This window comes from Sphingobacterium deserti (assembly GCF_000757725.1).
GTDB classification, from domain to species: domain Bacteria; phylum Bacteroidota; class Bacteroidia; order Sphingobacteriales; family Sphingobacteriaceae; genus Sphingobacterium; species Sphingobacterium deserti.
On sequence record NZ_JJMU01000029.1, the window covers coordinates 1 to 23,011 of the forward strand.

At 40.8% G+C, this 23,011-nt stretch carries 19 protein-coding genes; 15 read left to right on the forward strand and 4 right to left on the reverse strand.

Features of this window, described 5'->3' with window-relative positions; translation table 11 throughout:
- Positions 1 to 274: 274 nt before the first annotated feature.
- The 4 genes from DI53_RS09580 to DI53_RS09595 all read right to left on the reverse strand — a co-directional run bounded on the left by DI53_RS09580 (position 275) and on the right by DI53_RS09595 (position 6,110).
- Positions 275 to 2,041, reverse strand: a complete 1,767-nt coding sequence (locus tag DI53_RS09580; RefSeq protein ID WP_037498273.1) for a fimbrillin family protein — start codon at positions 2,039 to 2,041, stop codon at positions 275 to 277.
- Positions 2,042 to 2,789: 748 nt separating this feature from the next.
- Positions 2,790 to 4,586 carry a fimbrillin family protein gene (locus DI53_RS09585; RefSeq protein ID WP_037498276.1) on the reverse strand — a complete coding sequence of 599 codons (1,797 nt, stop codon included), beginning with the start codon at positions 4,584 to 4,586 and terminating at the stop codon, positions 2,790 to 2,792.
- 16 nt (positions 4,587 to 4,602) lie between these two features.
- Complete coding sequence (locus tag DI53_RS09590; RefSeq protein WP_037498279.1) at positions 4,603 to 4,845, reverse strand: hypothetical protein; 243 nt, start codon at positions 4,843 to 4,845, stop codon at positions 4,603 to 4,605.
- 617 nt (positions 4,846 to 5,462) lie between these two features.
- Positions 5,463 to 6,110, reverse strand: a complete 648-nt coding sequence (locus tag DI53_RS09595) for a Crp/Fnr family transcriptional regulator (RefSeq protein ID WP_037498282.1) — start codon at positions 6,108 to 6,110, stop codon at positions 5,463 to 5,465.
- A gap of 687 nt (positions 6,111 to 6,797) precedes the next feature.
- On the opposite strand from DI53_RS09595, the gene DI53_RS09600 reads away from it, so the two are divergent.
- From DI53_RS09600 to DI53_RS09670, 15 genes are all read left to right on the forward strand, one after another.
- Positions 6,798 to 7,709, forward strand: a complete 912-nt coding sequence (locus DI53_RS09600) for a DUF5106 domain-containing protein (RefSeq protein WP_052072288.1) — start codon at positions 6,798 to 6,800, stop codon at positions 7,707 to 7,709.
- Positions 7,710 to 7,749: 40 nt separating this feature from the next.
- Positions 7,750 to 8,880: an MraY family glycosyltransferase gene (locus DI53_RS09605; RefSeq protein WP_037498285.1), complete on the forward strand. Its 1,131-nt coding sequence runs from the start codon at positions 7,750 to 7,752 to the stop codon at positions 8,878 to 8,880.
- 477 nt (positions 8,881 to 9,357) lie between these two features.
- A complete protein-coding gene (locus DI53_RS09610; RefSeq protein WP_037498288.1) occupies positions 9,358 to 9,549 on the forward strand; it encodes a hypothetical protein in 192 nt (63 codons plus the stop codon).
- 10 nt (positions 9,550 to 9,559) lie between these two features.
- Entirely contained in the window at positions 9,560 to 11,095 is a 1,536-nt protein-coding gene (locus DI53_RS20325) for a fimbrillin family protein (RefSeq protein WP_052072290.1), read from the forward strand.
- 399 nt (positions 11,096 to 11,494) lie between these two features.
- On the forward strand, positions 11,495 to 12,703 hold the full coding sequence (locus DI53_RS09620; protein WP_052072322.1) for an MraY family glycosyltransferase: 1,209 nt from the start codon (positions 11,495 to 11,497) through the stop codon (positions 12,701 to 12,703).
- A gap of 22 nt (positions 12,704 to 12,725) precedes the next feature.
- Positions 12,726 to 13,685 carry an NAD-dependent epimerase/dehydratase family protein gene (locus DI53_RS09625; protein ID WP_037498291.1) on the forward strand — a complete coding sequence of 320 codons (960 nt, stop codon included), beginning with the start codon at positions 12,726 to 12,728 and terminating at the stop codon, positions 13,683 to 13,685.
- A 32-nt stretch (positions 13,686 to 13,717) separates the two neighbouring features.
- A complete protein-coding gene (locus DI53_RS09630; RefSeq protein WP_037498293.1) occupies positions 13,718 to 15,154 on the forward strand; it encodes a lipopolysaccharide biosynthesis protein in 1,437 nt (478 codons plus the stop codon).
- Positions 15,151 to 16,233 carry a DegT/DnrJ/EryC1/StrS family aminotransferase gene (locus tag DI53_RS09635; RefSeq protein ID WP_037498296.1) on the forward strand — a complete coding sequence of 361 codons (1,083 nt, stop codon included), beginning with the start codon at positions 15,151 to 15,153 and terminating at the stop codon, positions 16,231 to 16,233. The genes DI53_RS09630 and DI53_RS09635 overlap by 4 nt, the downstream gene beginning before the upstream one ends.
- Positions 16,234 to 16,236: 3 nt before the next feature.
- Complete coding sequence (locus tag DI53_RS09640; protein ID WP_037498299.1) at positions 16,237 to 16,947, forward strand: WbqC family protein; 711 nt, start codon at positions 16,237 to 16,239, stop codon at positions 16,945 to 16,947.
- Complete coding sequence (locus DI53_RS09645) at positions 16,944 to 17,921, forward strand: hypothetical protein (protein ID WP_037498302.1); 978 nt, start codon at positions 16,944 to 16,946, stop codon at positions 17,919 to 17,921. Before DI53_RS09640 ends, DI53_RS09645 begins: the two co-directional genes overlap by 4 nt.
- Before the next feature lie 4 nt (positions 17,922 to 17,925).
- Complete coding sequence (locus tag DI53_RS09650; RefSeq protein ID WP_169741990.1) at positions 17,926 to 19,260, forward strand: GNAT family N-acetyltransferase; 1,335 nt, start codon at positions 17,926 to 17,928, stop codon at positions 19,258 to 19,260.
- A 205-nt stretch (positions 19,261 to 19,465) separates the two neighbouring features.
- Complete coding sequence (locus DI53_RS09655) at positions 19,466 to 20,410, forward strand: glycosyltransferase family 2 protein (protein ID WP_037498305.1); 945 nt, start codon at positions 19,466 to 19,468, stop codon at positions 20,408 to 20,410.
- A gap of 166 nt (positions 20,411 to 20,576) precedes the next feature.
- Positions 20,577 to 21,620, forward strand: a complete 1,044-nt coding sequence (locus DI53_RS09660) for an acyltransferase family protein (RefSeq protein ID WP_037498309.1) — start codon at positions 20,577 to 20,579, stop codon at positions 21,618 to 21,620.
- 34 nt (positions 21,621 to 21,654) lie between these two features.
- Positions 21,655 to 22,197 carry a serine O-acetyltransferase gene (locus DI53_RS09665; protein WP_037498312.1) on the forward strand — a complete coding sequence of 181 codons (543 nt, stop codon included), beginning with the start codon at positions 21,655 to 21,657 and terminating at the stop codon, positions 22,195 to 22,197.
- Position 22,198: 1 nt separating this feature from the next.
- Entirely contained in the window at positions 22,199 to 23,002 is an 804-nt protein-coding gene (locus tag DI53_RS09670; RefSeq protein WP_071790476.1) for a glycosyltransferase family 2 protein, read from the forward strand.
- Positions 23,003 to 23,011 lie beyond the last annotated feature (9 nt).

Consider the following 23,011-nt stretch of genomic DNA (forward strand, 5'->3'; position numbering starts at 1 on the left):
ATCTGCCGCATGCCGCGGCAAGGCACTACTTTTGTAGGGCAAAAGTATTCAAAACCCCGTCGCTTACTTTTGTTGCATCCTTATTGAATAGTGCAGAGGCAAATGACTACAGACGCAACAAAACTGATGCGACATTTCGTTTAATAATGGGAAGAAGCGATAAAATAAAGAATATCTGAACTTCTCGCACTACGCACTACTCACTACTCAATACGCAATTCTATATACTATCATCTATTTTCACTACAGCGAAAGCCGTCATTCGCTATTAATGTTAAGGGTTTACCACACGTACACAGCGAATACTTCTTTTTTGGTTGTATGATGTGGCATCTTCCTCTAGAACTTCTTTAGAATAGCTGCCCAGGTTACTTGTTGAGCCTGCTATAGCCGAGGTGTTATAACTCATCCTGCTATAAGTAGGGATGGCTATTAACTGGCCCGCTTCATTGAGTCGAATGGTGTACTTTTGTGAAAAATAATGCCCGTGACCGCTGAGTTGTGTTTCCGTTGCTGCCGGTTTTTGCAGAGTCGTGCCTTCTGCTGTTCGGTATCCGTAGAAGGGTAGGCGCAACCGGTCCATTCCATCGTAGGCACTATTGGTTGGTTGGTCTGGGCTTCTTCGCCAGTTTGCAACTATGCCAACCTCCCCTGTTTCCGGTAGCGTGTAGCGCTCTAAGTTGAACGGACTTTCGAGCGCAAGAAGATCTTCTCTGGCAGGCATTTTCCACGTCCCAGCTGGGTACACCCGCAGACAAGGGTCTCGAAGGATCGGTTGTTGCTGACCTGAGGGCGTAAGCGTGCCGTAGTTCCATAGATCAACATTGGGATCGAATATATAGTTTACCGGATGAGGTCTAAAACGAAGTCTAAATCCCTCGGCGGCGGTGGGTAGGTAAGTCAGGTTTGATCGTGCCCAGCGAAGGCGAGAGGAGCCTGTGCGGACACCGGACTCTATTAGTCTGGCTGTGACAGTGTAGCTACTGCCGCGAACAGGAGAAAATGCAGAGCCGAAGCTCAGGGTGTTGTCAGCATAGGTACGCGTCGAGCCATCATCAAGAGTTAAATTCAACGGGTTTAAACGTAGCTGTAAGGTTCCGGCGGCGACTGGTCGGGGCCTTACCGTATAAATGGTACCGACGCGCAGCGCAGGATCCGTATTGGTCATGTGGTTTGAATTGAGTCCCGACGGCTGGAAATTCGAAAAACTGCTGTCCTGTATGTTGAAGTCTGCCGTCTCGCTTAGCGTTTCCCCAGCGTTCATAACGAATGAAAGAATTGAGTTTGCTGCAATATTTCCGAACATCCCGCGCGAATCGACCGTCAGCTGGATCTGTGAGGTATAACGTTTAAAAACTATATTTAAATAGTTTTGCCCGAATTGCGAGAAGAACGTCCCGGACGCATATAAAAAATCTTTGTTGGCAATTTGAGAAGCGGAAACGATATTATTGGATACCGTTGGGGCAGATGTGCTTTCGTTAGTAGAGATGGCCATCCACCTATAGTTGAAGCCTGACGCAATGCTCACGGCAGGAAATGTTGATCCGGCGGCCTCCACATTGACGATAGGCTGCATTTCGTTTTCTCTGTAAATAAGTAGACGATATTTGATTCCATTGCCTAGCGGCTGCTTGGCTACTAATGAGCGGTTGGCTGACATACTAGCACCACCGGCCCTGCGTTTAGTCTCCGTTGCAACCGTTCCTGCAGGATGTGACTTGACAATTTCAAAATCCACATCAAAATCTTTTCCGAAATGGAGCTCGTGTTCATTTCTTTCATCAGTGGACGTTTGTACCGGGCCTAATAGATTGCTGTTTGCACTGCTTTGCGACACATGTGCTGCGCTCTTGTTTGTCTGACGCAGCTCAATGGGTGCGTCGACTAGGGTATATTCTTCCAGTCCACTAACGTTGACAACGAGCGTCGCGTCTTGATTCGTCGCTTCGTTGCCATCTTTCGAACAGCTTAATAGCATGCTCGCTGTACCGAGGCACAGCACCAACCTTATGCAGTTCAATAATTTTTTGTGTATCATTTTTTGTGTTATCTAAAATCTAAAGCATTGGAAAATCCGGAAGCTGATTCAGAACCCTTTCTATAAGGAAAGTAGATCTGGTCATTTTCCAAATTGATGCAAGTTCTTGTCGACATAGGGATGCTGGGAAATTTTAACCCATCAATCGGATCCGTATAATCGAATCGTTGTGTCTTTTCTTAAGTAAGTCTTAGCGATTTAATTCTAAAAACGCCTATAAGACAAGTTGTGTGCCAAAATGAAATATATTCTCATTTAAAGTTGTGTTTATTTTAATTGAGTTTGATAATTTGGTGTTCAAGCGGTTTTTAATTCTTTAAATGTAAACTTTAATCTACACGGTGATTGTTTTTTTTTGCGTGTCCAAAATGTCGAAAAGCGTGTACGTGTTTAGAAATACATTCAAAGCAGTTTCTGTGTTGTTCCGTTTGTTTCTTTAGATATACCTATCAGCACCTGCAGGCTCATTGTTCGCTTTGAAGCGTTAACAAGTATTATGTATAGAAATCAATGCTTATTAATAGTGACTGCTTCGACAAGCAGTTCTTGTCATTGCGTAGCTGTGATTGCTTTAAGACGGCAAATGAAGTAATTACCGGGGCTGGCGAAACTTTTTGGATTACATAGGTCAGCACAGGCCTAGATGGGAATGCACATGTATATAAAAACGAAGAGCTACAGCTTGGCGCGCTGTGGCTCTTCGTGAAGTGGTAAAAGTATGCAGTCTAAAAGTTGGTAGCCAAGTTTTTTATGGGTTAACGACCCGCACGCACCGGATATTTCTTCCCTGATTTAACACAGAAGTGGTTTCTAATTGCCCGTATACTAATCGTTGCGTATAGTTTGCCGTGTTGGTTGTTGATCCCGCAAAACTCTCCCCATTATAACTCAATTCCAGCAAGGTTGGATGCCGTGTAGTTACTGATGTGTTGGTATTTGGATCAGTTTCGGTTCGGTCATAGAACTGGGCCGTAAAATATGTAGCTAGACCACTTAGTTGTGTTCCGTTTATTGCCGGTTGTTGGAGTAAGTTTCCGGTGGTATCTCGGTACCCGTAAAACGGTAGGCGCAAGTTATCCATCTCCGGATAGGCGCTGCTTGCTGGTTGATCTGTACTTCGGTTCCAGTTGGCAATGATACCGGGAGCCCCCGTGCTTGGTAAGGTATAGGCTTCCAGAGAGTTCGGTCTTCCGGCACTACTAATGCTGCCTGCGAGGTCTTGATCCGAGGGGAGCTTCCAAGTACCGTTAGGATAAACCCGTCTACAGGGGTCTATGGCATCGAATGGTATTGTGGGTGTTGATGCGCCGAAGTTCCACAAGTCCACATTGGGATTAAATATATAGTTTACCGGATGTGGCCTAAAGCGGTACCTAAAGCCTGCTGCTGCGGATGCGTCATAGGTGAGGTTGGACCTTGCCCAACGCAGGGGGGAGGTGCCTATGCGAATGCCGGACTCGATCAACCTTGCCGAAATGCTGTAGCTGCTGCCGCGCACAGGAGAAAAAGCCGAGCCAAAAGTTAAGCTGTTGTCAGCAAAAGTCCGTGTGCTGCCATCGTCGAGGGTCAGCAGTAAGGGGTTAAACCTTAGCTGTAAGCTCCCTGCAGCTACCGGCCTGGGGCGCACCGTGTAAATCGTGCCTGTGCGTAATGCCGGATCGGTGTTGGTCATATTATTAGAGCTCAGCGCCACGGGTTGAAAATTGGAAAAACTGCTATCCTGCACATTAAAATCTGCTGTTTCGCTTAGGGTTTCGCCGGAGCTTATAGCAAAAGAAATGTTTGAGTTAGGAGCGATATTACCAAACATACCGCGGGAATCGACCGTCAGTTGGATCTGCGAGGTGTAACGCTTAAAAACAATGTTTAAATAGTTTTGTCCGTACTCCGAGAAAAACGTACCGGAGGCATACAGAAAATCTTTATTGGCGATATCGGAAGCCGACACAATGTTGTTTGTAACATTCGGGGCGGAGGTGGTTTCGTTCGTTGAAACGGCTACCCATCGGTAATTAAATCCTGTAGCAATACCTACAGCAGGGAATGTAGATCCGGTAGCTTCGACATTAACAACAGGGTTCGTTTCGTTTTCCCGGTAAACCAGCAAACGGTATCTTACCGTGCTGCCAAGGGGCTGTCTTGCCATCAAAGAACGTTTGGCTGACATCTTGGTGCCGTTTTCGCCTGCCATAGTTTCCTTCGGCGCGGTGGACGCGGGGTGAGCTTTAACGATTTCAAAGTCAACGTCAAAATCATTTGAGAAATGCATCTCATGCTCTTTGTTGTCGATTTGCTGCATTTCTGTGGTGTTGAACAAGCTGCCGCTCGCTGTATTCATTGCCGGGGCCTGTTTGCTGCTGCTTCCCTGACGTAATTCTACAGACGTTGTGACCGCTACATAGTCTTCTAATCCGCTTACCCGCACAACAAGCGAAGCGTCCTGATTTGTTTCGTCTTGGCTGTCCCTCGAACAGCTTAATAAGGCGCAGGCCGATCCAATATACAGCAGTAGCCTAAAGCAGGCTGATAAATTTTTGGTGATCATGATGCTTTTTCTATTACTACAAATCAAAATCGTTAGAAATCCCTGGCTCCGATTGTACGTCCTCAACGTACGGGAAATTTTCCTGTTCATTCCCAGGATTTACGCGTGCGCCTGTTGACATGGCAGCCATCGAAGACTCCAACCACACAATGGTGCAGGTGATGTTTGGAGGAATGTAAGTCTTTTTATACATCTTCATATTTTTAATTCTAAAAAAACTTTCGCTCAACTCACGTGCCAATTTGCAATTTAATTTCATGTAGCGTTGTTTTTTACGTGTTTCGAGCCCTTCAAACGTTTTGGTTTTGTTTGATAAACAATATAAATGTAAATTATTATCTACAAATGTTTATTTTTATTCTATTTTGGTTGTATTTGCATTGTAAATCTTTCTCTACAAGTTATAAGTCGCGTGTGATTGTTTTAATAGTCATTTTTCGATTTATGTAATAGTTTTTTGCTTGAAAATCGTATGCTAAGCGAGTACTGAAAATCTGATGCAATTTTTTTCGGCATTTTCTGCCTTGGAGAAATGTATATATTGGATTGTTTGATGGCGTTTTTTTTCTACATTTTTAAAAAAAAATCTGCTACAAGCGAATTATTTGGTTTTTCTAATCTATACGGATGATGCTTATGTGTATAAAAATAGTTTAGCCGTATGGTAATGAAGACAGTGGTGTAGCTATCCATAAACCTACACGTGTCATAAGCATAGAGAATGGGAGAGGAAGGTAAAAGAGGAACTATGGTTTTACTTGAACACAAAGGGCAGCAGTACTTGGTTAATTCGCGGCTGTAGGATTTTGAGGCCCGACCTTTCAATGTTGCTTTTTAACCGCTAAGCCGGTGTGCGGATAATTTTAGATAGCTATTTTAGGATTCCACCTTTACTTTTATGCGGCACAGTGTTTCTAGTTTCATATTTAAATAAGAGGCAATATATTTCAATTTAACACGTCCTAATAAACTCGATCGTGTCGCAACAAATCTTCGAAAGCGTTTTTCAGCAGAGGGGAGTCTGCAAAGGAAAGCACGTTCGTCTGCATCGCGATAATAGCGTTCAAGTATTTTCCGCCCTATTATATTCGCTTCATAATACCTGTCGTACATTGCATCAAGTGCAGATTGTTCAATCCCAATAAGAGTGCTGTCTTCCAAAGCCTGTATGTATTCCTCCGTTTCAACATCTAAACCTAGGTTGCGAACGCTTCCCACAATATTGTTTTCTTCGTTTAACCAAGTTGTTATATCATCCCCATCCTCTTTAATAAATCCGCGGACCAGCCCCTTTACTATAAAGTATAATGTTTCCGTATTATCAATCGGACTTCTCAGGAATTTTCCTTTTTTAACATGGAAGTAGCTGCACTGTTGGACGAGATAGGCCGTTGTTTCGTTTGAAATGGGGTGAATATGGTTTAGGAAATCTGTTATTTCCTTAAAATTTACTGTCAATTTCGCTTTGGCCATTTGTGCTGTGTTGTGTCTTGCTAACTGCGCTTTTGTATTGCAAAAATACATAGTTGTAGGTGTTTCGGCGTATAAGATTGTTGATTTATTTTACCGCGGCTGATAGCTAACTCTTACTTTCGTTTTGATTGTAGAAAAAAAAGTAGTTGACATTTGTCAATAGAACTAGGGTTTACTTACAAATGTATGCGTGCTATCATTACTTTTGTGCTGAATAGTGTTGTCCAATCAATTTTAATCAAGCTGCTGCAATAGTTCGGGGTGTAGATTGAAATCGGCTGGTAGCCGAAAGCAATATTTCTTTTGGTAGCAAATGACATCTGTAGCGCCGGATATCTTTTTATATTTTAAAATCCATCTTTTGGAGACTACTCATATTGTCGGCTTGCTATAAGCCGAAACCCGGGGGGGGGAAGGCTGTCTCGATAGAAACAGCCTCTTTTTTTGTCTAAGTTCCTGATCATTCGGCTCATGACCAAGATGTTGTGCGTAAGGTGTCAGCCATGTTTGGTAAATTGTCTTCTTAGCCATTTTATTAACTGCATGATATTTGAAATACCGTTCAAAAAAAGGTGCAAAAAAGTAGTAAAATCAGATTTTTTAAGTATTTTTAGCTGCTTGTGAATGTGAGTTGATGTGTGTTTTCTACGCCGCTTTATCCATGGTTTTTTTCTAATGAGGTGGCTTTATGGAGATTATTACAAACAATAAGCACAGCTTTCTGTTAATTCTTTACGGATGGATAAAGTGTATTTTTTGCCGCGATTGTTGTATTTTTTTCTGTTGTTTGCGATGGCAGCATGCTCACAAGAGCGCGCTTCGAACGTTGCTAGCGAGCCGCAGGCTGTCGCTGTTCCAGAAAAAGCAGCTGCCCTTACAGCTGATACAGTAATCATGCGCTATTGGCGAGGGTATGATTTCCATGATGAGGTCAATATTACCAATCCTGACAAGGGCGAGCAGTCCCTGGTGAACTTTATCAATCTGTTTCCATCCTCGAGTCCAGATGTTGTTTCTCGTTCCATCAAGTCTATGCTTTCCGACGCTCAACAGGTGCCCGCAGCACTTGATTTTTTTATAAAGCAGTATGAAAAATATCTTTACGATCCGAACTCTCCTGTGCGAAACGACGTATACTATATTCCTGTTTTAGAATTTACACTAGATTCCATGCAACTGGATGAGCTGGAAAAAGTAAGGACGGCAAACAGGTTGACTCTGCTCAGAAAAAACCTGCCGGGAGAAACTGCGGCAGATTTCTCCTATGTTTTGGGCAATGGCGATCGAGGCCAATTATCAAAACTTTCATCGCCTCTTACGGTGCTGTTTTTCTATGAACCGGGCTGTTCGCATTGTGAGGAAGCTATTCAACAGCTGGAACAGCAACCATACATTAACAAAGCGATCGAAGATAAGTCTTTAGCCTTTCTGGCAGTCTATCCGTTTGGCGGTAAAGATATTTGGAAGGCCTATCAAAGTCATATCCCTGACAAGTGGATAAACGGTTTTGATGAACAAGGAAAAGTTGTTAAAAAAGGCTTGTACGACTTGAAAGCTACGCCAACTATATTCCTGTTGGACGCCGATAAGAAAGTTATCCTTAAAGATGTGGATGTCGTGCAGCTGTTAGGGTATTTTGGTTTAAGATAGGTGCAGATTATCGTTCGATGTAGATACAAATAAAGTTTAGATGAAAGTACTCGTTGTTATCGTTCCATTTATTATTGCTATTGCGCTTGGTCGCTTTATCATTCCATATATCCTCTTTGTGTCTTATAAAAAGCGTTTATTCGACCCGCTCGATGTGCGAAAATCTCACCAGCAGATTACGCCGCGCCTTGGGGGGGTTGCTTTTGCACCTGTGCAGAGTTGCCTTTTTATACTATCGGTCGTTATCCTCTACAAGGTCAATTTCGTCGCATTGGGGATTAATACGGCAGAGATATTTCCCATGTTCACCTTATTTCTCTGCGGGATGGTTATGCTGTTTCTGGTCGGTCTGGCGGATGATCTGGTAAGTGTAAGCTATCGATGGAAATTTATTATACAGATATTTGTAGCCACGCTATTTCCGCTGTCGGGTTTATGGATTAATGACTTGTATGGTATCTTCCTTATTACCTACTTGCCTATGTGGGTTGGGGTGCCTTTGACTATTTTTGCTGTGGTGCTCATCATTAATGCTGTCAATTTGATTGATGGGATCGATGGTCTTTGCTCGGGGCTTATTATGGTAGGCTGTCTATTTCTTGGCGTTTTATTTACCTACTACGATGCTTGGTTGCATGCAATTTTTGCGTTTATTACCGCGGGGGTGCTGGTGCCTTTTTTTTATTTCAATGTGTTTGGTGCCTTCAAGCGTCGTCGGCGCATCTTTATGGGGGATACAGGAAGTTTAACTTTAGGCTACGCCATTGCATTTCTTTCCATTAGCTTCGCTATGAATAATAAGGATATTAAGCCTTTCTCGGAGGGGGCTATTGTTACTGCTTTTTCTACCCTTATTGTCCCGGTATTTGATGTGAGCAGGGTACTTTTTGTTCGCTGGCGCGAGAAGCAGCCCTTATTTAAAGCGGATCGTAATCATCTGCACCATAAATTTCTACGTTCGGGCATGTCACATCGTAACGCTATGATTTCCATACTCCTATTGGCGCTCTTCTTCTGTTTGTTCAATTTATTTGCGGTACAATACATCAGCAATAACATTGTCGTCTTGTGTGATGTAGTTTTATGGATCGGGTTTTTGCTGGTTTGGAACATAGTAGAAAGCCGAAAAAAGAAGGAGCGGGCTCAAAAGATGCAATTTTTAAACCAATAAATGCTCTTTTTAAGTTTCCTTTAAAACAAAAAATTACTCAATAATAAAATTGTAGCGATCTATCTACACGGAGCGTCGAATTCGCGCGTGGTTGTGTTGTATGCAATGTTTTCAATACTTTTTGAAAATTATAAGCCTCATTTTGATTAGATATTTCCCCTGTGAATTGTTGACATTTGTCAATCAAATATCCCCTATATACCTATTTAAACGCATTTGTAGTTGTGCGGCTACAGGCTTATTTTCATTTGTTTGGTTAAACAACTACCTTTGTATCACAATGAAAAATAATAGATAGCATATGAAAAGCCTTTTGGATTTATGCCGCGCTCTAGCACAGTCTGACTAAATTCAAATTAATATTCAGGTCTAATTTAGCTTTATAGTTTATATTATTAAAATATTCTCAACAAAAGGGGTGAGCCTGGATTTTTATGCCCTTCGCGTTGGGTTGCATATGGGAAATACCTTACGAAAATGGAAAACACAAGAATTCAAAAATCTACCGCTAAACGTCCTTACACGACGCCACAAATCTTTATCACTTATTTAGAACTGGAGTGTTCGATCGCGGCAGGATCTGCTACGGTGCGTACACAAGGTGCTAATCAAGATGTTTTTGAAACGTGGGATGTAGAGCTGGACGATAACCGCAAAATTGACTTCTAATAACGCAGACATGAGATTTTTAATAAAACTGAAATACAGTGTTGCGATAGTTTTTGCAAGCTTATTTATTTTGTCTTGTTCAAAAGAGGAGTCCATTTCGGTGGATGGTGAAGCACGTGTCTCCATTTTCTTGGAAGGTGTAAACGAAGTAGAAACTTCCGTAAAGATGAGTGCTGCCTCTTCCGGAAGCTACGCTGGGCAGCAAGTAACGGTGCCATTTAATGATGACTTTGAATTAATTGCGACCTTACAAACGCAGGGCGCCGTGCGGGTGGAGCGCAAGATTTATGCAAATGGGAATGCTGCAGCTGCAACCAGCACAAAAACGGTATTGCCAAAAGGAACGTTGTACAGGGTTGCTGTTTACGATCAATTGGGAAGCTATGTAACCGACCAAGTCTATAAAGTAGGCGAGCCAGCTACAAATGTTTTTCTATTGGATGGAGGGAAGACCTATACTTTTTTAGCCTATTCTGTTAATAGTAAAAGTGATCTGCCGTCGTTAAACAACCAGCAGAAACTTGCAGACGTGAACCTGGCTAATCTTAATGGCAGTGCTAATTTAATGTATTTCAAGCGTGCGGTGACGGTAAAAGGTGGGGAAAATAATGTGAATTTGGTGATGCGTAATCTATTTAGTCAAATCACCACAACTATTGACGCTAGCGCCGTGGGTGTTATCGATGAATGTTCGGCATTTATTTCACCTCACTACGGTGCTGTAAATATTAGACTGACGGATTCTACCATTACCTACACCGGTTCAACAACTGTGAACAATTTGGTCTTTAGTGGTTTTAATACACAAAAAATTGTGAGCAGCGCGGCGGTGCTTAACCACCCGGCGACTACCAATGGGGTTTTAACGATTGCGAAGATTAGGGCAGGTGGTACAACAAGAGAAAATCTGGTCGTTAATAATTTGGATATAACGCCTGGTGTAAAATACAACCTCAATCTTACACTTAGCCCTAAAAATGGAATCAGCGTGGGAAGCTACACCTGGGCACCGGGAAATTTGGTGTACAACAATGGTAATTATGGCTTCGCAGAAAATCAAGGTTTATATGGCGATCAATGGCAAGTTAACGCGCTATTGCCCATTGATCGGGGTGCAGGCAGCGAAGGGCAGCAAGCTTACGATCCGGCAAAAGACCCCTGTACAAAAGTTACTTCCCATGGTGGAAACTGGCGTACACCCACGATGCAACAATTGCAGAGCATAACGGGTGCGAACCGTAACGAAAAACCGATCTTTCACGTGCGTTATGACCTGAGTGGGCAACCACGAGCCAGCTATAACGGTGTTGGCGGATTGTTTGTGGGTACAACTACGCAGCCCGCGCCAGCTGATATCGATCGCTATATGTTTCTCCCTTATGCAGGCGAACGCAACCGGGGGCAAGGGTCAATGGGGACATATTGGACGGTTACGCCATCCAGTGCAAATAACGAGCGTTTTCAATTTAACACAGGCGATGTCACTTGGCCATACAGCGGTCAGTACTATAACGCTGGTGGAAGTATTCGCTGTGTAAAGAAATAAGTCCATAATTAACCTGTCAATTAGGGTTGTATCATGTAGCTGATATAACCCTTTTTGATTTATTAGGCCCACTCCATATGCGTGGTCATGCCTCTGCCTTTTTTTAAATTTCGGCTGCTATTGTGTGCTGGGAAAATACAATATTATAGCTGCGATTTTAGGTGAAACGCAAAAGGATTTTCCCAAGGGTTGCTGTATGCCGAAATAGTTTGTAGCCCTTATGCTACAGGGCTTTCGGGGTTTTTGGTTTGCCTGCGTTTTACTGTAGCGCTTGGTCTACAGAAATTTTTAAATAGCAGAAAAGACTCGTCTACGTCGGTGCGGCGCTGTACTTTTGCCGTACATACTAATCGGAGAATTCTTTCCAAACTGTTGAAAAAAAAGAACAAAAAAACGACTATGAAAGTTTTATTTATACTTGCACCCTTTTTCCTCGCGCTTTACCTCGGTCGGATAATTCTCCCCTATGTTTTTTTGATTTGTTTTAAGAAAAGACTTTTTGATCCTATCGACAAGCGTAAACTACATGGGCAGTTCATCCCGCGCTTGGGCGGTGTTATATTCGCTCCTATACAATGTTTCTTGATGACGTTTGCTGTTGTGGTGTTTTACAAGTATAATTTTGTGGACTTAAGTGTGAACACTCAGGAAGTGTTGCCGATGTTCCTTTTGTTGATCTGCGGTTTGGTAATGCTCTTCTTAGTGGGGATTGGCGATGATCTAGTAGGAGTCAGCTATAAGTGGAAATTTGCCGTTCAGCTGTTTGTCGCGGCTTTGTTTCCGTTATCGGGTTTATGGATAAATGATCTTTACGGCGTGTTTTTTATAACGGCTATCCCTGCTTACGTAGGAATGCCTTTGACGATGCTGGTTGTCATATTGATTATTAATGCGGTGAATTTGATTGATGGATTGGATGGCTTATGTTCCGGACTGATCGCTGTAGGCTCTATGGTGTTGGGTGTGATGTTTGCCGTGCAAGGGGCTTATCTGCATGCAATGTTTGCTTTTATTACAGCGGGTGTGCTAGCTCCATTTTTCTATTTCAATGTATTTGGAATATCTAAGCATCGGCGCCGGATCTTTATGGGCGACACGGGAAGCCTTACATTAGGGCTATCTATCGCTTTCTTAGCCATAAGCTTTGCAATGAACAACCCGGCAGTAAAGCCCTTTTATGAAGGGGCAATTGTGGCTGCATTTTCGGTGTTGATTGTTCCGGTGATGGATGTCTTACGCGTAATGTGGGTGCGCAAGCAAGCGAAACAGCCGTTGTTTAAGCCTGATAGAAACCATATCCACCATAAATTGCTGGATCTCGGCCTGTCGCACCGCAATGCAATGATGAGCATTCTTGCATTTGCTGCATTCTTCGCGATCTTCAACAGTATCATGGTGAATTACATCAGCAACAATATTGTTTTGGTTTGGGATCTTGTGCTTTGGTTGGGCTTTCACGTTATGCTGAACAAAGTTGAAAATATACGGGCTACGAGACGTATCCAAGAGTTGATGAAAGCCCAAAACAAATTGGAAAATACTGAAAATAAAAAGCTAAATTTACAGGATGTATCGTTGAAAAATCTCCAGTTGGAGAATGTACGTTAATCCTTAAATTATCCAGCTTCTTATGAAAGTTACTATTATTGGCGGATCCGGATTTGTGGGAACCCGCCTGATTGAAAAACTACTTTTAGAAAACAGTGTCGATATTGTAAATATTGATAAAAAACAGAGCGACAGCTATGCATCCCTGACGCATATTGGAGATGTAAGTGATGTTGCTGGTTTGAAGACTGGCTTGCAGGGTACAGATGTAGTGGTCTTACTTGCCGCAGAGCATCGCGATGATGTTTCGCCAACGTCCTTATATTATGATGTCAATGTGGAAGGCACGCGCCATGTGCTAGAGGCCATGGAGGTTAATGCCTGCAAACATATTATTTTCACGAGCTCGGTAGCAGTCTATGGTCTTGATAAGGATAATCCCGACGAGCTATTGCCTGCCGATCCTTTCAATCATTACGGAAAAAGCAAGTGGCAAGCGGAAGAGGTTTTACAGGCATGGTTTAAAAGCCATAGTGACTGGACCATTTCCATTGTGCGGCCCACAGTGATATTTGGGGAAGGGAACCGCGGAAATGTGTGGAACCTATTAAACCAAATCGCATCCGGAAAGTTTATGATGATCGGTTCAGGTACTAACCGGAAATCGATGGCTTACGTAGGCAACATCGTCGCTTTCATCCAGTTTCTTATTGCAAACAAAAAGACCGGTTTAGAAGTTTATAATTATGTGGATAAGCCCGACTTCACAACGAATGATCTGGTTTACCATACCGGCAACGTGCTGAACAAAAAAATCCCGACCCGCCGCATTCCTTACTGGTTAGGCATGTTAGGCGGATATGGCTTTGATGTGCTTGCTTGGGCAACACGAAAAAAATTGCCCATCAGCTCGGTTCGCGTGAAAAAGTTTTGTGCCGTCACACAGTTTGATTCCAGTAAGGCAATGGGCTCCGGCTTTAAGCCGCCATTTACCATGGAAGAAGGCTTGCGCAGAACATTAAAATCAGAATTTGGAAAGTAAGGACGCTTCCCTAAACAAGTTTATCCCTTAGTATGTCGCTTAAACAGCAGGCTTTTACAGGTGTAGTTTGGACGTTTGCAGAGCAATTCGGCTCGCAGATTGTTGGCTTTTTGACAAGTCTCGCGCTAGCACGTCTTTTGTTGCCATCTGATTTTGGAACGATTGCGTTATTCGGTGTGGTTATGGCTATAGCAAAAGTGTTTTTGGATAGCGGCTTAGTAGGTAGTCTTATACGTACTACCGATGCTGATGAACGGGATTATTCAACTGTGTTTTGGTTTAATCTGCTGGCTGGTACGATATTATACGGTGTCGTTTTTTTTGTAGCTCCCTTAGTTTCAGAATTTTATACGTTACCATTATTGACTCCCTTGATCAGAGTTTATGCTATTATCCTAATTATTGATTCCCTAGTAGCCGTTCAAGGCGTCCAATTTGTCAAAAATTTAGATTTTAAAACAAACTTTAAGATACAACTTCCTTCGATTCTAGTGGGGGGGATAGCAGGAATCTCATTTGCTTATTTCGGGTTTGGAGCCTGGTCATTGGTCTACGCTTCGCTTATCCAAAACATGTTATACACCCTGCAATATTGGTTGTATAGTACTTGGCGACCTTCATTTCTGTTTGATAAAGCTAAATTTAAATATCACTTCACTTTTGGATCTCGATTGATGCTGTCTTCGCTTTTGGATGTTACGTTTAATAATATTTACACCATTCTCATTGGCAAGAAGTATTCTACGGCTGAACTTGGGTATTACAACCGTGCCGATTCTCTGAAGCAATTGCCGGTCAATAACATCTCAAATGCGTTGAATAAAGTTTCTTTTCCGCTCTTTGCAAAGATGAGCCACGACGATATCCTCTTAAAAGAGGCATATCGAAAGATTCTATCGATCGTTATTTTTGTTATAGCGCCGATCATTGCCTTTATGGTAGTATCTGCAGAACCACTTATTCGATTTTTACTGACTGATAAATGGCTGCCAGCCGTTCCGTATTTTCAGATTTTAGCTATTGCAGGGGTTTTGTATCCAATACATGCCTACAACTTGAATGTGTTGCAAGTAAAAGGGCGCTCTGATTTGTTTCTAAAGTTGGAAATTTTTAAGAAAATTTTGGTTGTACTTGTTGTGCTAGCTTCTTTACCTTTCGGTATCTTAGGCCTGCTCTGGGGGCAAGTAATTACTTCTATTCTAGCGCTTTTTATCAATACCTATTACACAGGTAAGTTTATAAAATACACTGTTTTTTCACAAGTAAGAGACTTGGTGCCCAGTCTACTCATAGCCTCTTTTTGTGCATTGGCGGTATACCTCATTGACAGATTTTATATTGGCAACTCCATCGATCTTATTAGGCTTTGTATTTTATTGTTGTTGTATACTTTTTTCTACCTCGGCATTGTTCTCTTGACAAAGGGTAAGGAAATAGGAATTTTGAAAGAATTAATTTTTAAGAGATGATACCTGTAACAAAACCTTTTCTTCCTCCGCGGGAAGTATATGATAAGTTTGTAGATGGCATTTGGCACCGCCAGTGGTTGACTAATATGGGGCCTTTGGCCAGTCAGCTAGAAATGGATTTGAAAGCGTATCTACATGTAGACCATTTGCTCTATGTAACGAGTGGAACAGTTGCTTTGCAAATGGCTTTAAAAGCTTTGGCTGTTAAAGGCGAAATTATAACAACGCCGTTCTCCTTTGTTGCAACGACTTCCAGTATTGTTTGGGAAGGTTGTGAACCTATATTTGTAGATATCGATCCATATACGTTGAATATAGACCCTAAAAAAATTGAAGCCGCCATAACGGAAAACACGTCCGCTATCCTTGCTACACATGTGTATGGCAATCCCTGTGATGTTGAGGCGATAGAGCAGATCGCAAAAAAGCATGATTTAAAGGTTATTTACGATGGTGCGCACGCATTTGGGGTGCAAGTTGATGGCAAGTCCGTCTTTGAATATGGTGATATTAGCATTTGCTCCCTACACGCCACAAAGCTTTACCATTCCATTGAAGGAGGTTTAATTGTCACGAAAAACCCTGATTTGTTGAAGAGGTTGGCATCGATGCGTAATTTTGGTATATCCGGTTTTGAAAGCTTCTCAGACCTGGGTATTAACGGGAAAAATTCGGAGTTTCATGCAGCGATGGGGCTAGCGAACTTGGAACTCGTTACCAGCATCATGGATAAAAGGGTGTCGCTTATAAAACGCTACGAGTCCAAATTGAAAAACTTCAAGGCTTTTCGGCCCAAGTGGCATGGTAAGTCTGCAAACAATGGCGCCTATTTACCCTACGTGTTAGAATCTGAAGAACTCTTGTTGAAGATTAAGAAAGAGTTAGATGGACATGAAATTTTTACCAGACGGTATTTTTATCCAAGCCTTGCAAAGGCGTTGCCCTATCTTGACCCAGTGGAGATGCCCATGACGGAGGATATTGCAAAGCGCGTGCTATGTCTTCCGCTATTTTTCGAGCTTACTTTTGAAGAAGTGGATATGATTTGTCGTGTGATTTTAAGAATGCAAAATAATTAAGATATGAAAGTCGGGATAATGCAACCGTATTTTCTGCCCTACATCGGCTATATAAGTTTGATTAAACACACAGAGCGATTTATATTATTTGATGTTGTGCAGTTTATAAGACACGGATGGATTGAAAGAAATAGAGTGCTTAAACAAAATGATGGCTGGTTATATATTCAGGTTCCATTGGAGAAGTTCTCTAGAGAAACCCTAATTAAAGATGTCCGAATCAATAATGAAATCAATTGGAAAGACAAAATATTTGCTCAGTTGATAACGTATAAGAAGAGGGCTCCTTTTTACGCTACAGTGGTCGAACTACTTCGGAACGTATTTGATAAAAGTTTCGATTCGATTGTTGATTTGAATAGAGAATTATTGATCGCGATTTGTCAGTACCTTGAAATTGCGGCAACAATTGAGGTATTTTCACAAATGAATTTACAAATTGACGAGGCACACGCTCCTGACGAGTGGGCGCTGAACATTTGTAAGAAATTAGGAACTGACATCAGTTATATAAATCCGATCGGGGGCATGGATTTTTTTGACCGGAAAAAGTACGAAGACAATGATATCAATCTGCTCTTCCAAAAAATGATGATCACGCCGTATTCTCAGAAGCGCGCAACTTTTGAGCCAGGGCTTTCTATCATTGATGTCATGATGTTTAATTCGAAGGACGAAATTAACCTGATGTTGGATAATTATGAGTTGATATGAAAAAGGCAATTGGCGGATATTTCGGGATAGAGTTACCTATCTATAATAATGGATTTTTCAACAACTCTAAAAATCTATTTACAACGTTTTTAAACTCGGGGCGTAACGCTTTCGAGTATATCCTCATATTGAAGCAAGTAAGGAGAATTCATATTCCTTATTACACCTGTGATGTGTTGTTAGAGCCACTCTTGAAACTGAATATAGCTTACGAATTCTATGATGTAAATGATAGATTAGAGCCAATTTTTAATTTTAATCAACTTAGTCAGTCTGATTTTTTTTTGTATACAAATTATTTCGGACTTAAGACTGCGTACATTCAGAAAGCCTTATTAAGTAAAATTCCCAATCTTATTGTGGATAATGCACAGGCTTTATTTGCCAACCCAATAGAAGAAATTTATCAGTTCTATTCGCCGCGAAAATTCTTAGGATTACCAGATGGCGGGATAGTGGTTGGTCCTGATAAACTTTCAGCCGATTTTGAAAGAGATATAAGCTACCAGCGAATGGCTCATTTGATAAAACGTCTTGATCTTTCTGCGGAAGACGGGTATGAAGACTTTAAGATCAATGACAGCGCACTTTCGAATCAGCCTATAAAACAGATGTCTCATATTACCGAAAATATATTTTTATCCACTGATCTTCAAAATGTAACAAAAGCCCGAATTGAAAATTTCGATTTTTTGCATGCGAATCTATCCCAATCAAATGGATTGTCTTTCGAAAGGTTAGAAGGGGAAGTACCAATGGTGTATCCTTTTCGTTCAAGCAATTTACATTTGCGAGACAGACTTGCTCAAGATAGAATTTATTGCGCTAAATATTGGCCAAACGTTTATGATTGGTGCGATCAAAACAAAAATTCTTATTGGTTGACAGAAGAGATTATCGCCATTCCGATTGACCAGCGTTACAATATTGACGATATGAAAACAATTGTAAGTCATGTGCAGAGTATTAATTAGACCCTTGGAAGAGTTGGATGCTAAAACATCCTACGCTTGGAGGAATGATCCTAAAATTTGGGAGTTTACGGGTAGTAGACCAGATCGAGAGATCACTGAAGAAATAGAAACAGAGTGGATTCTCAAAGCGTTATCAGATCCGACGAGTAAAAGGTTTGCGATTTTAGCTGATGATATTTATGTAGGAAATATTCAACTGACTCATCTCAATACCGAGAAACCACAGTATCACATTTTTATTGGTGATAAATCTTTTTGGGGCAAAGGTGTCGCTAAAAGAGCTACTTATCAAATCCTTTATTTCGCATCTAAAGTATTAAAGCTGACAGCTGTGTTTTTGGAAGTGAATAATTTGAATATTTCGGCGATAAAGGCATATGAAAGTTGTGGGTTTAGACAGATAGAAAAGAAAGAGACGGGTTCAATTATGTCCATAATGCTTGATACGCTTTACAAGCCAACAGTAAGTATTTTTGTAATGGTCTATAATCACGCCAAATATCTTCAAGAGTGCTTAGATGGGCTGCTCATACAGGATTGTGATTTTGATTATGAGATATGTGTTGGAGAGGATTGTTCGTTAGATGAATCTCGTGTTATATTACAGCGTTATCAATCGTTATATCCTGGTAAATTTAATCTTCTTCTTCATGAGAAAAATGTCGGCGCTGTCAAAAATCAGAATATGTTGTTAGACATGTGTGAAGGAAGTTATATCGCCATTTGTGAGGGTGACGATTATTGGACAGATCCCTTTAAGCTTCAGAAACAAGTTGATTTTTTGAAAAGTAATAACGATTGTAATCTAGTTTATCATCGGGCAATGATTTATGACGAAGATGATAAAGTCTTGGTGCCCGAAAATCTTGGAAACCATGATGTTGAAGGTAAGCGAACATTAGAAGAGTTATCAACTAATGGCAACTTTATGCATAGCCCGACGGTTATGTTTCGAAACAATATAAATTTTTCATCTGAACTGCTTTCGGTTGTGGTCGGGGATTATGTCCTATGGTTCTTAAATGGTGAAAAAGGTAAGTTTGGGTTTATTCCCGATTATATGGCGGTTTACAGAATGTGGAATGGATCTGTTTGGGGTAAGAAAAGTTTGTTTAAACAATCTTATCACTGGCTATTGATGTTGGAAAAACTGATAAATTATACGGATAGTAAGCTGATAAGAAGAAAACTGATCGATCAAGCAGTGACTGTATGTGAACGAATAGGCTTGACAGATTTAAATGCTAATGAACGCAATTCATTTATAATGATCGTTTTAAGGATAAAGCCTGTCTACATATTTACTTTGTTTAAGAGGTTTATTAAATCAGCCTTTTAAGTTTAATACGAAGAAAGTCTACAATTTTTAAAAGATATTTCGCTAATAAGTGAAGAGCGCATATTTTAGTGTCTTAATCGAATAGATAGCTTTTGCTTAGAGCGTAGTATTCTCAATTATACATTTTATCAGGTTTGTAAATTTGACTACTGGAAACAATTCGCTATTTGCAAGCTTAAAATATAATAGGAAGTCAAAAACAGCTATGACTAAGTTATCATTTGTTCTGCCAGTATTCAAAGCCCATTATCTGAAGGAAGCTATTAGTAGTATCCTAAACCAAACATTTACGGACTTCGAACTTATAATCGTCAATGACCAGTCACCGGACAATATTTCGGGAATAGTTGGTGAATTTTCGGATGAGCGGATAAAATTCTATGAAAATGAGGTGAACATTGGCAGAAAAGATTTGGTAGGAAATTGGAACCGTTGTTTGACATATGCAACAGGCGAATGGGTGGTTTTAGCATCTGATGACGATTATTATGAATCTACTTTCGCCGAAAAACTACTTACAAAAGCCCAGCAATATCCGTTGGTGAGTTTAGTGCATTGTCGTTATAAAGTTGTAAATGAAAAGAATGAAGTTATCGAAGTTTCCGAGCCCTGCTTGCCATTTGAACAAGCTGAAGAATTTATTTTCCAAAATATAATTAAGCGAAGGCGGCAGGTCGCACCGGATTTTATGTTTAGGCTTGCGGACCTCCGAAAAATCGATGGTTTTATCAATTTTCCGTTGGCTTGGGGATCAGATGATGCAACATGGTGTAAGCTCGCCCTAAACGCGGGGGTAGCTTATGTCGATGAAATTCTTTTTACGTGGCGCTTTTCAGGAATCAATATCAGTTCTCAGCGGAGTAACGTTTTAAAAAAAGCAAAGACAAGAGTCCAGTTCCTAGCATACTTTAATCGTGAAATACTTCCGTTTTTGAAATCAGACAATATTATTGCGGCTTATTATGCAAAAGTAACAGAATACAATTTAAGAAATTCTATACAAGGTGAGGTTGTGAATACTATTGCTTTAAGCAAATCGTTTAAAGTATTGTTTGCCCTGTTTAAAGACAAGAAGCTACGCGGGCTTCTCGGAACAAAAAATTTGCTGAAGATGACCTTTGCTACGATTTATTTGAAGATAATTAAATGATATAAACATGAGTTTGTACACCGATATACCCATTTATGGAGTAAACAACATATTTTCTCTATTCGAACGAGTATACATTGAATTGGCTTCTACTGATGATTTTTTTCAATCAAATTTAGGAGGAGTGAACCGGATACTGTCCGTTTCCCTTTACGGATAGATTAGCATGAAGGGCAAAATCAATTCTTTACAAATAATCAGAGCTTACGCTGCTATTCTCGTGGTTATTTGCCATATATGGAATGACGGTTGGTTGAATAATGCCTTAGTCGAATTGGGTGGCTTTGGTGTAGATTTATTTTTCGTTCTCAGCGGATTTATCATGTCTCTTACAGTTAAATTGAATTTAGAAAATCGGTCGATAAATGCTTTTCATTTTTTGTCGAAGAGAGTGGTGAGGATTTTCCCGATCTATATTATTTGTGCGATTCCGCTCTTACTATTTGACGTCAAGGCAGAAGGCGTTAAAAGTCCGTTCTTTTACATAGGTAACATTTTTTTGTTACCTTCTATCAATGCTGATTGGCCATATAGATTAGTGTTAGGTCCAGGTTGGACATTGGTTTATGAAATGATTTTCTATTACATTTTTGCACTGACAATGTTATTTACGATATGCAAAGAAAAACTTTTACTAATAGTAGGCTTGGCCGTTCTAGCGATTGTAGGTATGTATCAGTTGTTTAATTTGCAATCATCGCAGGGGGGCTGGGTGAACCTGTCTTACATTTTAGGCGATACACTTATGCTTAATTTTGTGCTGGGAATAGTTTGCTTTCGCCTTTATGAGTTATGGCACAGGGCGGTTAATCTAGATATTTTTTCGGCGTTTATAGTATTACTAGCAGTAAGTATATTGGCTGCATATTTATATTCGGAATGTAAGTTTCCGCGGTTTGTTGCTTATGGACTTCCCGCCTTTATTGTCGTAAGCTTTTTTACCTTGACCCAAAAAGGCTTTGCTGGAAACAGAATAATAAGCAAGATAATTTATATCGGCGACGCGTCCTACAGTATCTATTTGACACACTATTATTTTGCATTTTTTAAGCCTAAATTGATAAGCAGCTCTACATATTTTAATGTGGATTTTGATGTATTTCTTAATGCCCTTGATTTTTTACTTGTTATTGGAGCTGTGATCGGGGGATGCCTTTTTTATAATCGGGTCGAAAAGCCCATCATTCGTTACACATTAAAAAAGATATAAAATATATGCTATTGTCGTTTAAATTTCTGGCGCTATGGATTTGAAAACCTATCTGTGTAATGATCGAATGGATTATTTACCGTTTTTTTCGAAGGGGTATATCATGGATTGGTTGCTTAAGTCGGAACAATATTGGTTGCGTTGTTTTGTTAAAGCATTGCGAAAGGAAGAGTTTTACACGTTCTACAAACCCAACAAATTTTTGAAATATTACTATGGGCGGCAGAAAAATATTTTGGGACGTAAGCTTGGTTTCTTTATTCCTGCAGGTTGTTTTGGCCCGGGACTAAAGGTTTACCACTACGGTTCTATACTGATCAACCCAAAAACTCGCATTGGAAAAAACTGTACCCTACATGGCAATTGTTGTTTAGGAAGTAAGGGCGTTTATCCGGATGATTCGCCTGTCATTGGAGATAATGTAGATATAGGGCAAGGTGCACAGGTATTGGGAGGAATAACGATAGCTAACGGCGTGAAAATAGGCGCTGGCGCTATCGTCACAAAATCTATATTGGAACCCAATGTTACGGTCGTGGGAATTCCAGCACGTATTGTTCATCAACAAACATTATAATATGAAAATTACTATCATTACCGTGACGCTCAACAATAGGGATTACCTAGAGCAGACGATTCGATCTGTAATTGATCAGTCGTATTCAGATAAGGAATACATCGTCATTGATGGGGGGAGTTTAGATGGCAGTAAGGGACTGATTGAAAGTTATGCGGCGCATATAGATTATTGGGTTAGCGAGCGCGATAACGGTATTTACCACGCGATGAATAAAGCCATTGCCGTTGCCACCGGAGATTACTGTTTGTTTTTGAATGCGGGTGATGTTTTTGTTGACTCTTCTGTTCTGGATCGTGCCAAGCCCTTGCTCAATGCCGACTTCGTTTACGGATCTGCCTATGTCGTTGAAGCGGATCAAACAAAGTCGCTGTGGAAGGGGCCACTGCAAGTTAACCCGCTTTTTTTTATGCAACGTTTTTCCATTTGCCACCAGTCTGTATTTACAAAGACACATATCCTGAAGGCAAGGCCTTACAATGAAGCCTATCGTTTAGTAGCGGATTATGAGCAGATGTTTTATGAGTTGATCATCAATAAAAGAACCTTTCGACGTTTGGAAATGGTCATAGCAGATTTTCGCAGAGACGGCGTATCTGCTGATGATAAAAAGGCAGATCTCGAAAAGCAGAAGGTGCTCGAAGCATTTCGTTACTTTAATTATATTGAACACGACGAATTGTTTCAACGGGTAAATCAACTTAAAATGGGTACAAAAAAATATGCTTTAGCCCTATTTTGTTTACGGATCATTGTCGATGGAGCGAAGACGGTAGCGCCAATATGGAGCAAACTGCGGAGCTAATTCCTGCGA

Coding starts and splice junctions, on each gene's coding strand:
- DI53_RS09630 (WP_037498293.1), top strand. CDS start 13,718: ATGTCGCTTAAACAGCAGGCTTTTACAGGTGTAGTTTGGACGTTTGCA.
- DI53_RS09610 (WP_037498288.1), top strand. CDS start 9,358: ATGGAAAACACAAGAATTCAAAAATCTACCGCTAAACGTCCTTACACG.
- DI53_RS09590 (WP_037498279.1), bottom strand. CDS start 4,845: ATGAAATTAAATTGCAAATTGGCACGTGAGTTGAGCGAAAGTTTTTTT.
- DI53_RS09625 (WP_037498291.1), top strand. CDS start 12,726: ATGAAAGTTACTATTATTGGCGGATCCGGATTTGTGGGAACCCGCCTG.
- DI53_RS09635 (WP_037498296.1), top strand. CDS start 15,151: ATGATACCTGTAACAAAACCTTTTCTTCCTCCGCGGGAAGTATATGAT.
- DI53_RS09605 (WP_037498285.1), top strand. CDS start 7,750: ATGAAAGTACTCGTTGTTATCGTTCCATTTATTATTGCTATTGCGCTT.
- DI53_RS09670 (WP_071790476.1), top strand. CDS start 22,199: ATGAAAATTACTATCATTACCGTGACGCTCAACAATAGGGATTACCTA.
- DI53_RS09640 (WP_037498299.1), top strand. CDS start 16,237: ATGAAAGTCGGGATAATGCAACCGTATTTTCTGCCCTACATCGGCTAT.
- DI53_RS09655 (WP_037498305.1), top strand. CDS start 19,466: ATGACTAAGTTATCATTTGTTCTGCCAGTATTCAAAGCCCATTATCTG.
- DI53_RS09595 (WP_037498282.1), bottom strand. CDS start 6,110: ATGTATTTTTGCAATACAAAAGCGCAGTTAGCAAGACACAACACAGCA.
- DI53_RS09645 (WP_037498302.1), top strand. CDS start 16,944: ATGAAAAAGGCAATTGGCGGATATTTCGGGATAGAGTTACCTATCTAT.
- DI53_RS09585 (WP_037498276.1), bottom strand. CDS start 4,586: ATGATCACCAAAAATTTATCAGCCTGCTTTAGGCTACTGCTGTATATT.
- DI53_RS09580 (WP_037498273.1), bottom strand. CDS start 2,041: ATGATACACAAAAAATTATTGAACTGCATAAGGTTGGTGCTGTGCCTC.
- DI53_RS09620 (WP_052072322.1), top strand. CDS start 11,495: ATGAAAGTTTTATTTATACTTGCACCCTTTTTCCTCGCGCTTTACCTC.
- DI53_RS20325 (WP_052072290.1), top strand. CDS start 9,560: ATGAGATTTTTAATAAAACTGAAATACAGTGTTGCGATAGTTTTTGCA.
- DI53_RS09600 (WP_052072288.1), top strand. CDS start 6,798: ATGGATAAAGTGTATTTTTTGCCGCGATTGTTGTATTTTTTTCTGTTG.
- DI53_RS09665 (WP_037498312.1), top strand. CDS start 21,655: ATGGATTTGAAAACCTATCTGTGTAATGATCGAATGGATTATTTACCG.
- DI53_RS09660 (WP_037498309.1), top strand. CDS start 20,577: ATGAAGGGCAAAATCAATTCTTTACAAATAATCAGAGCTTACGCTGCT.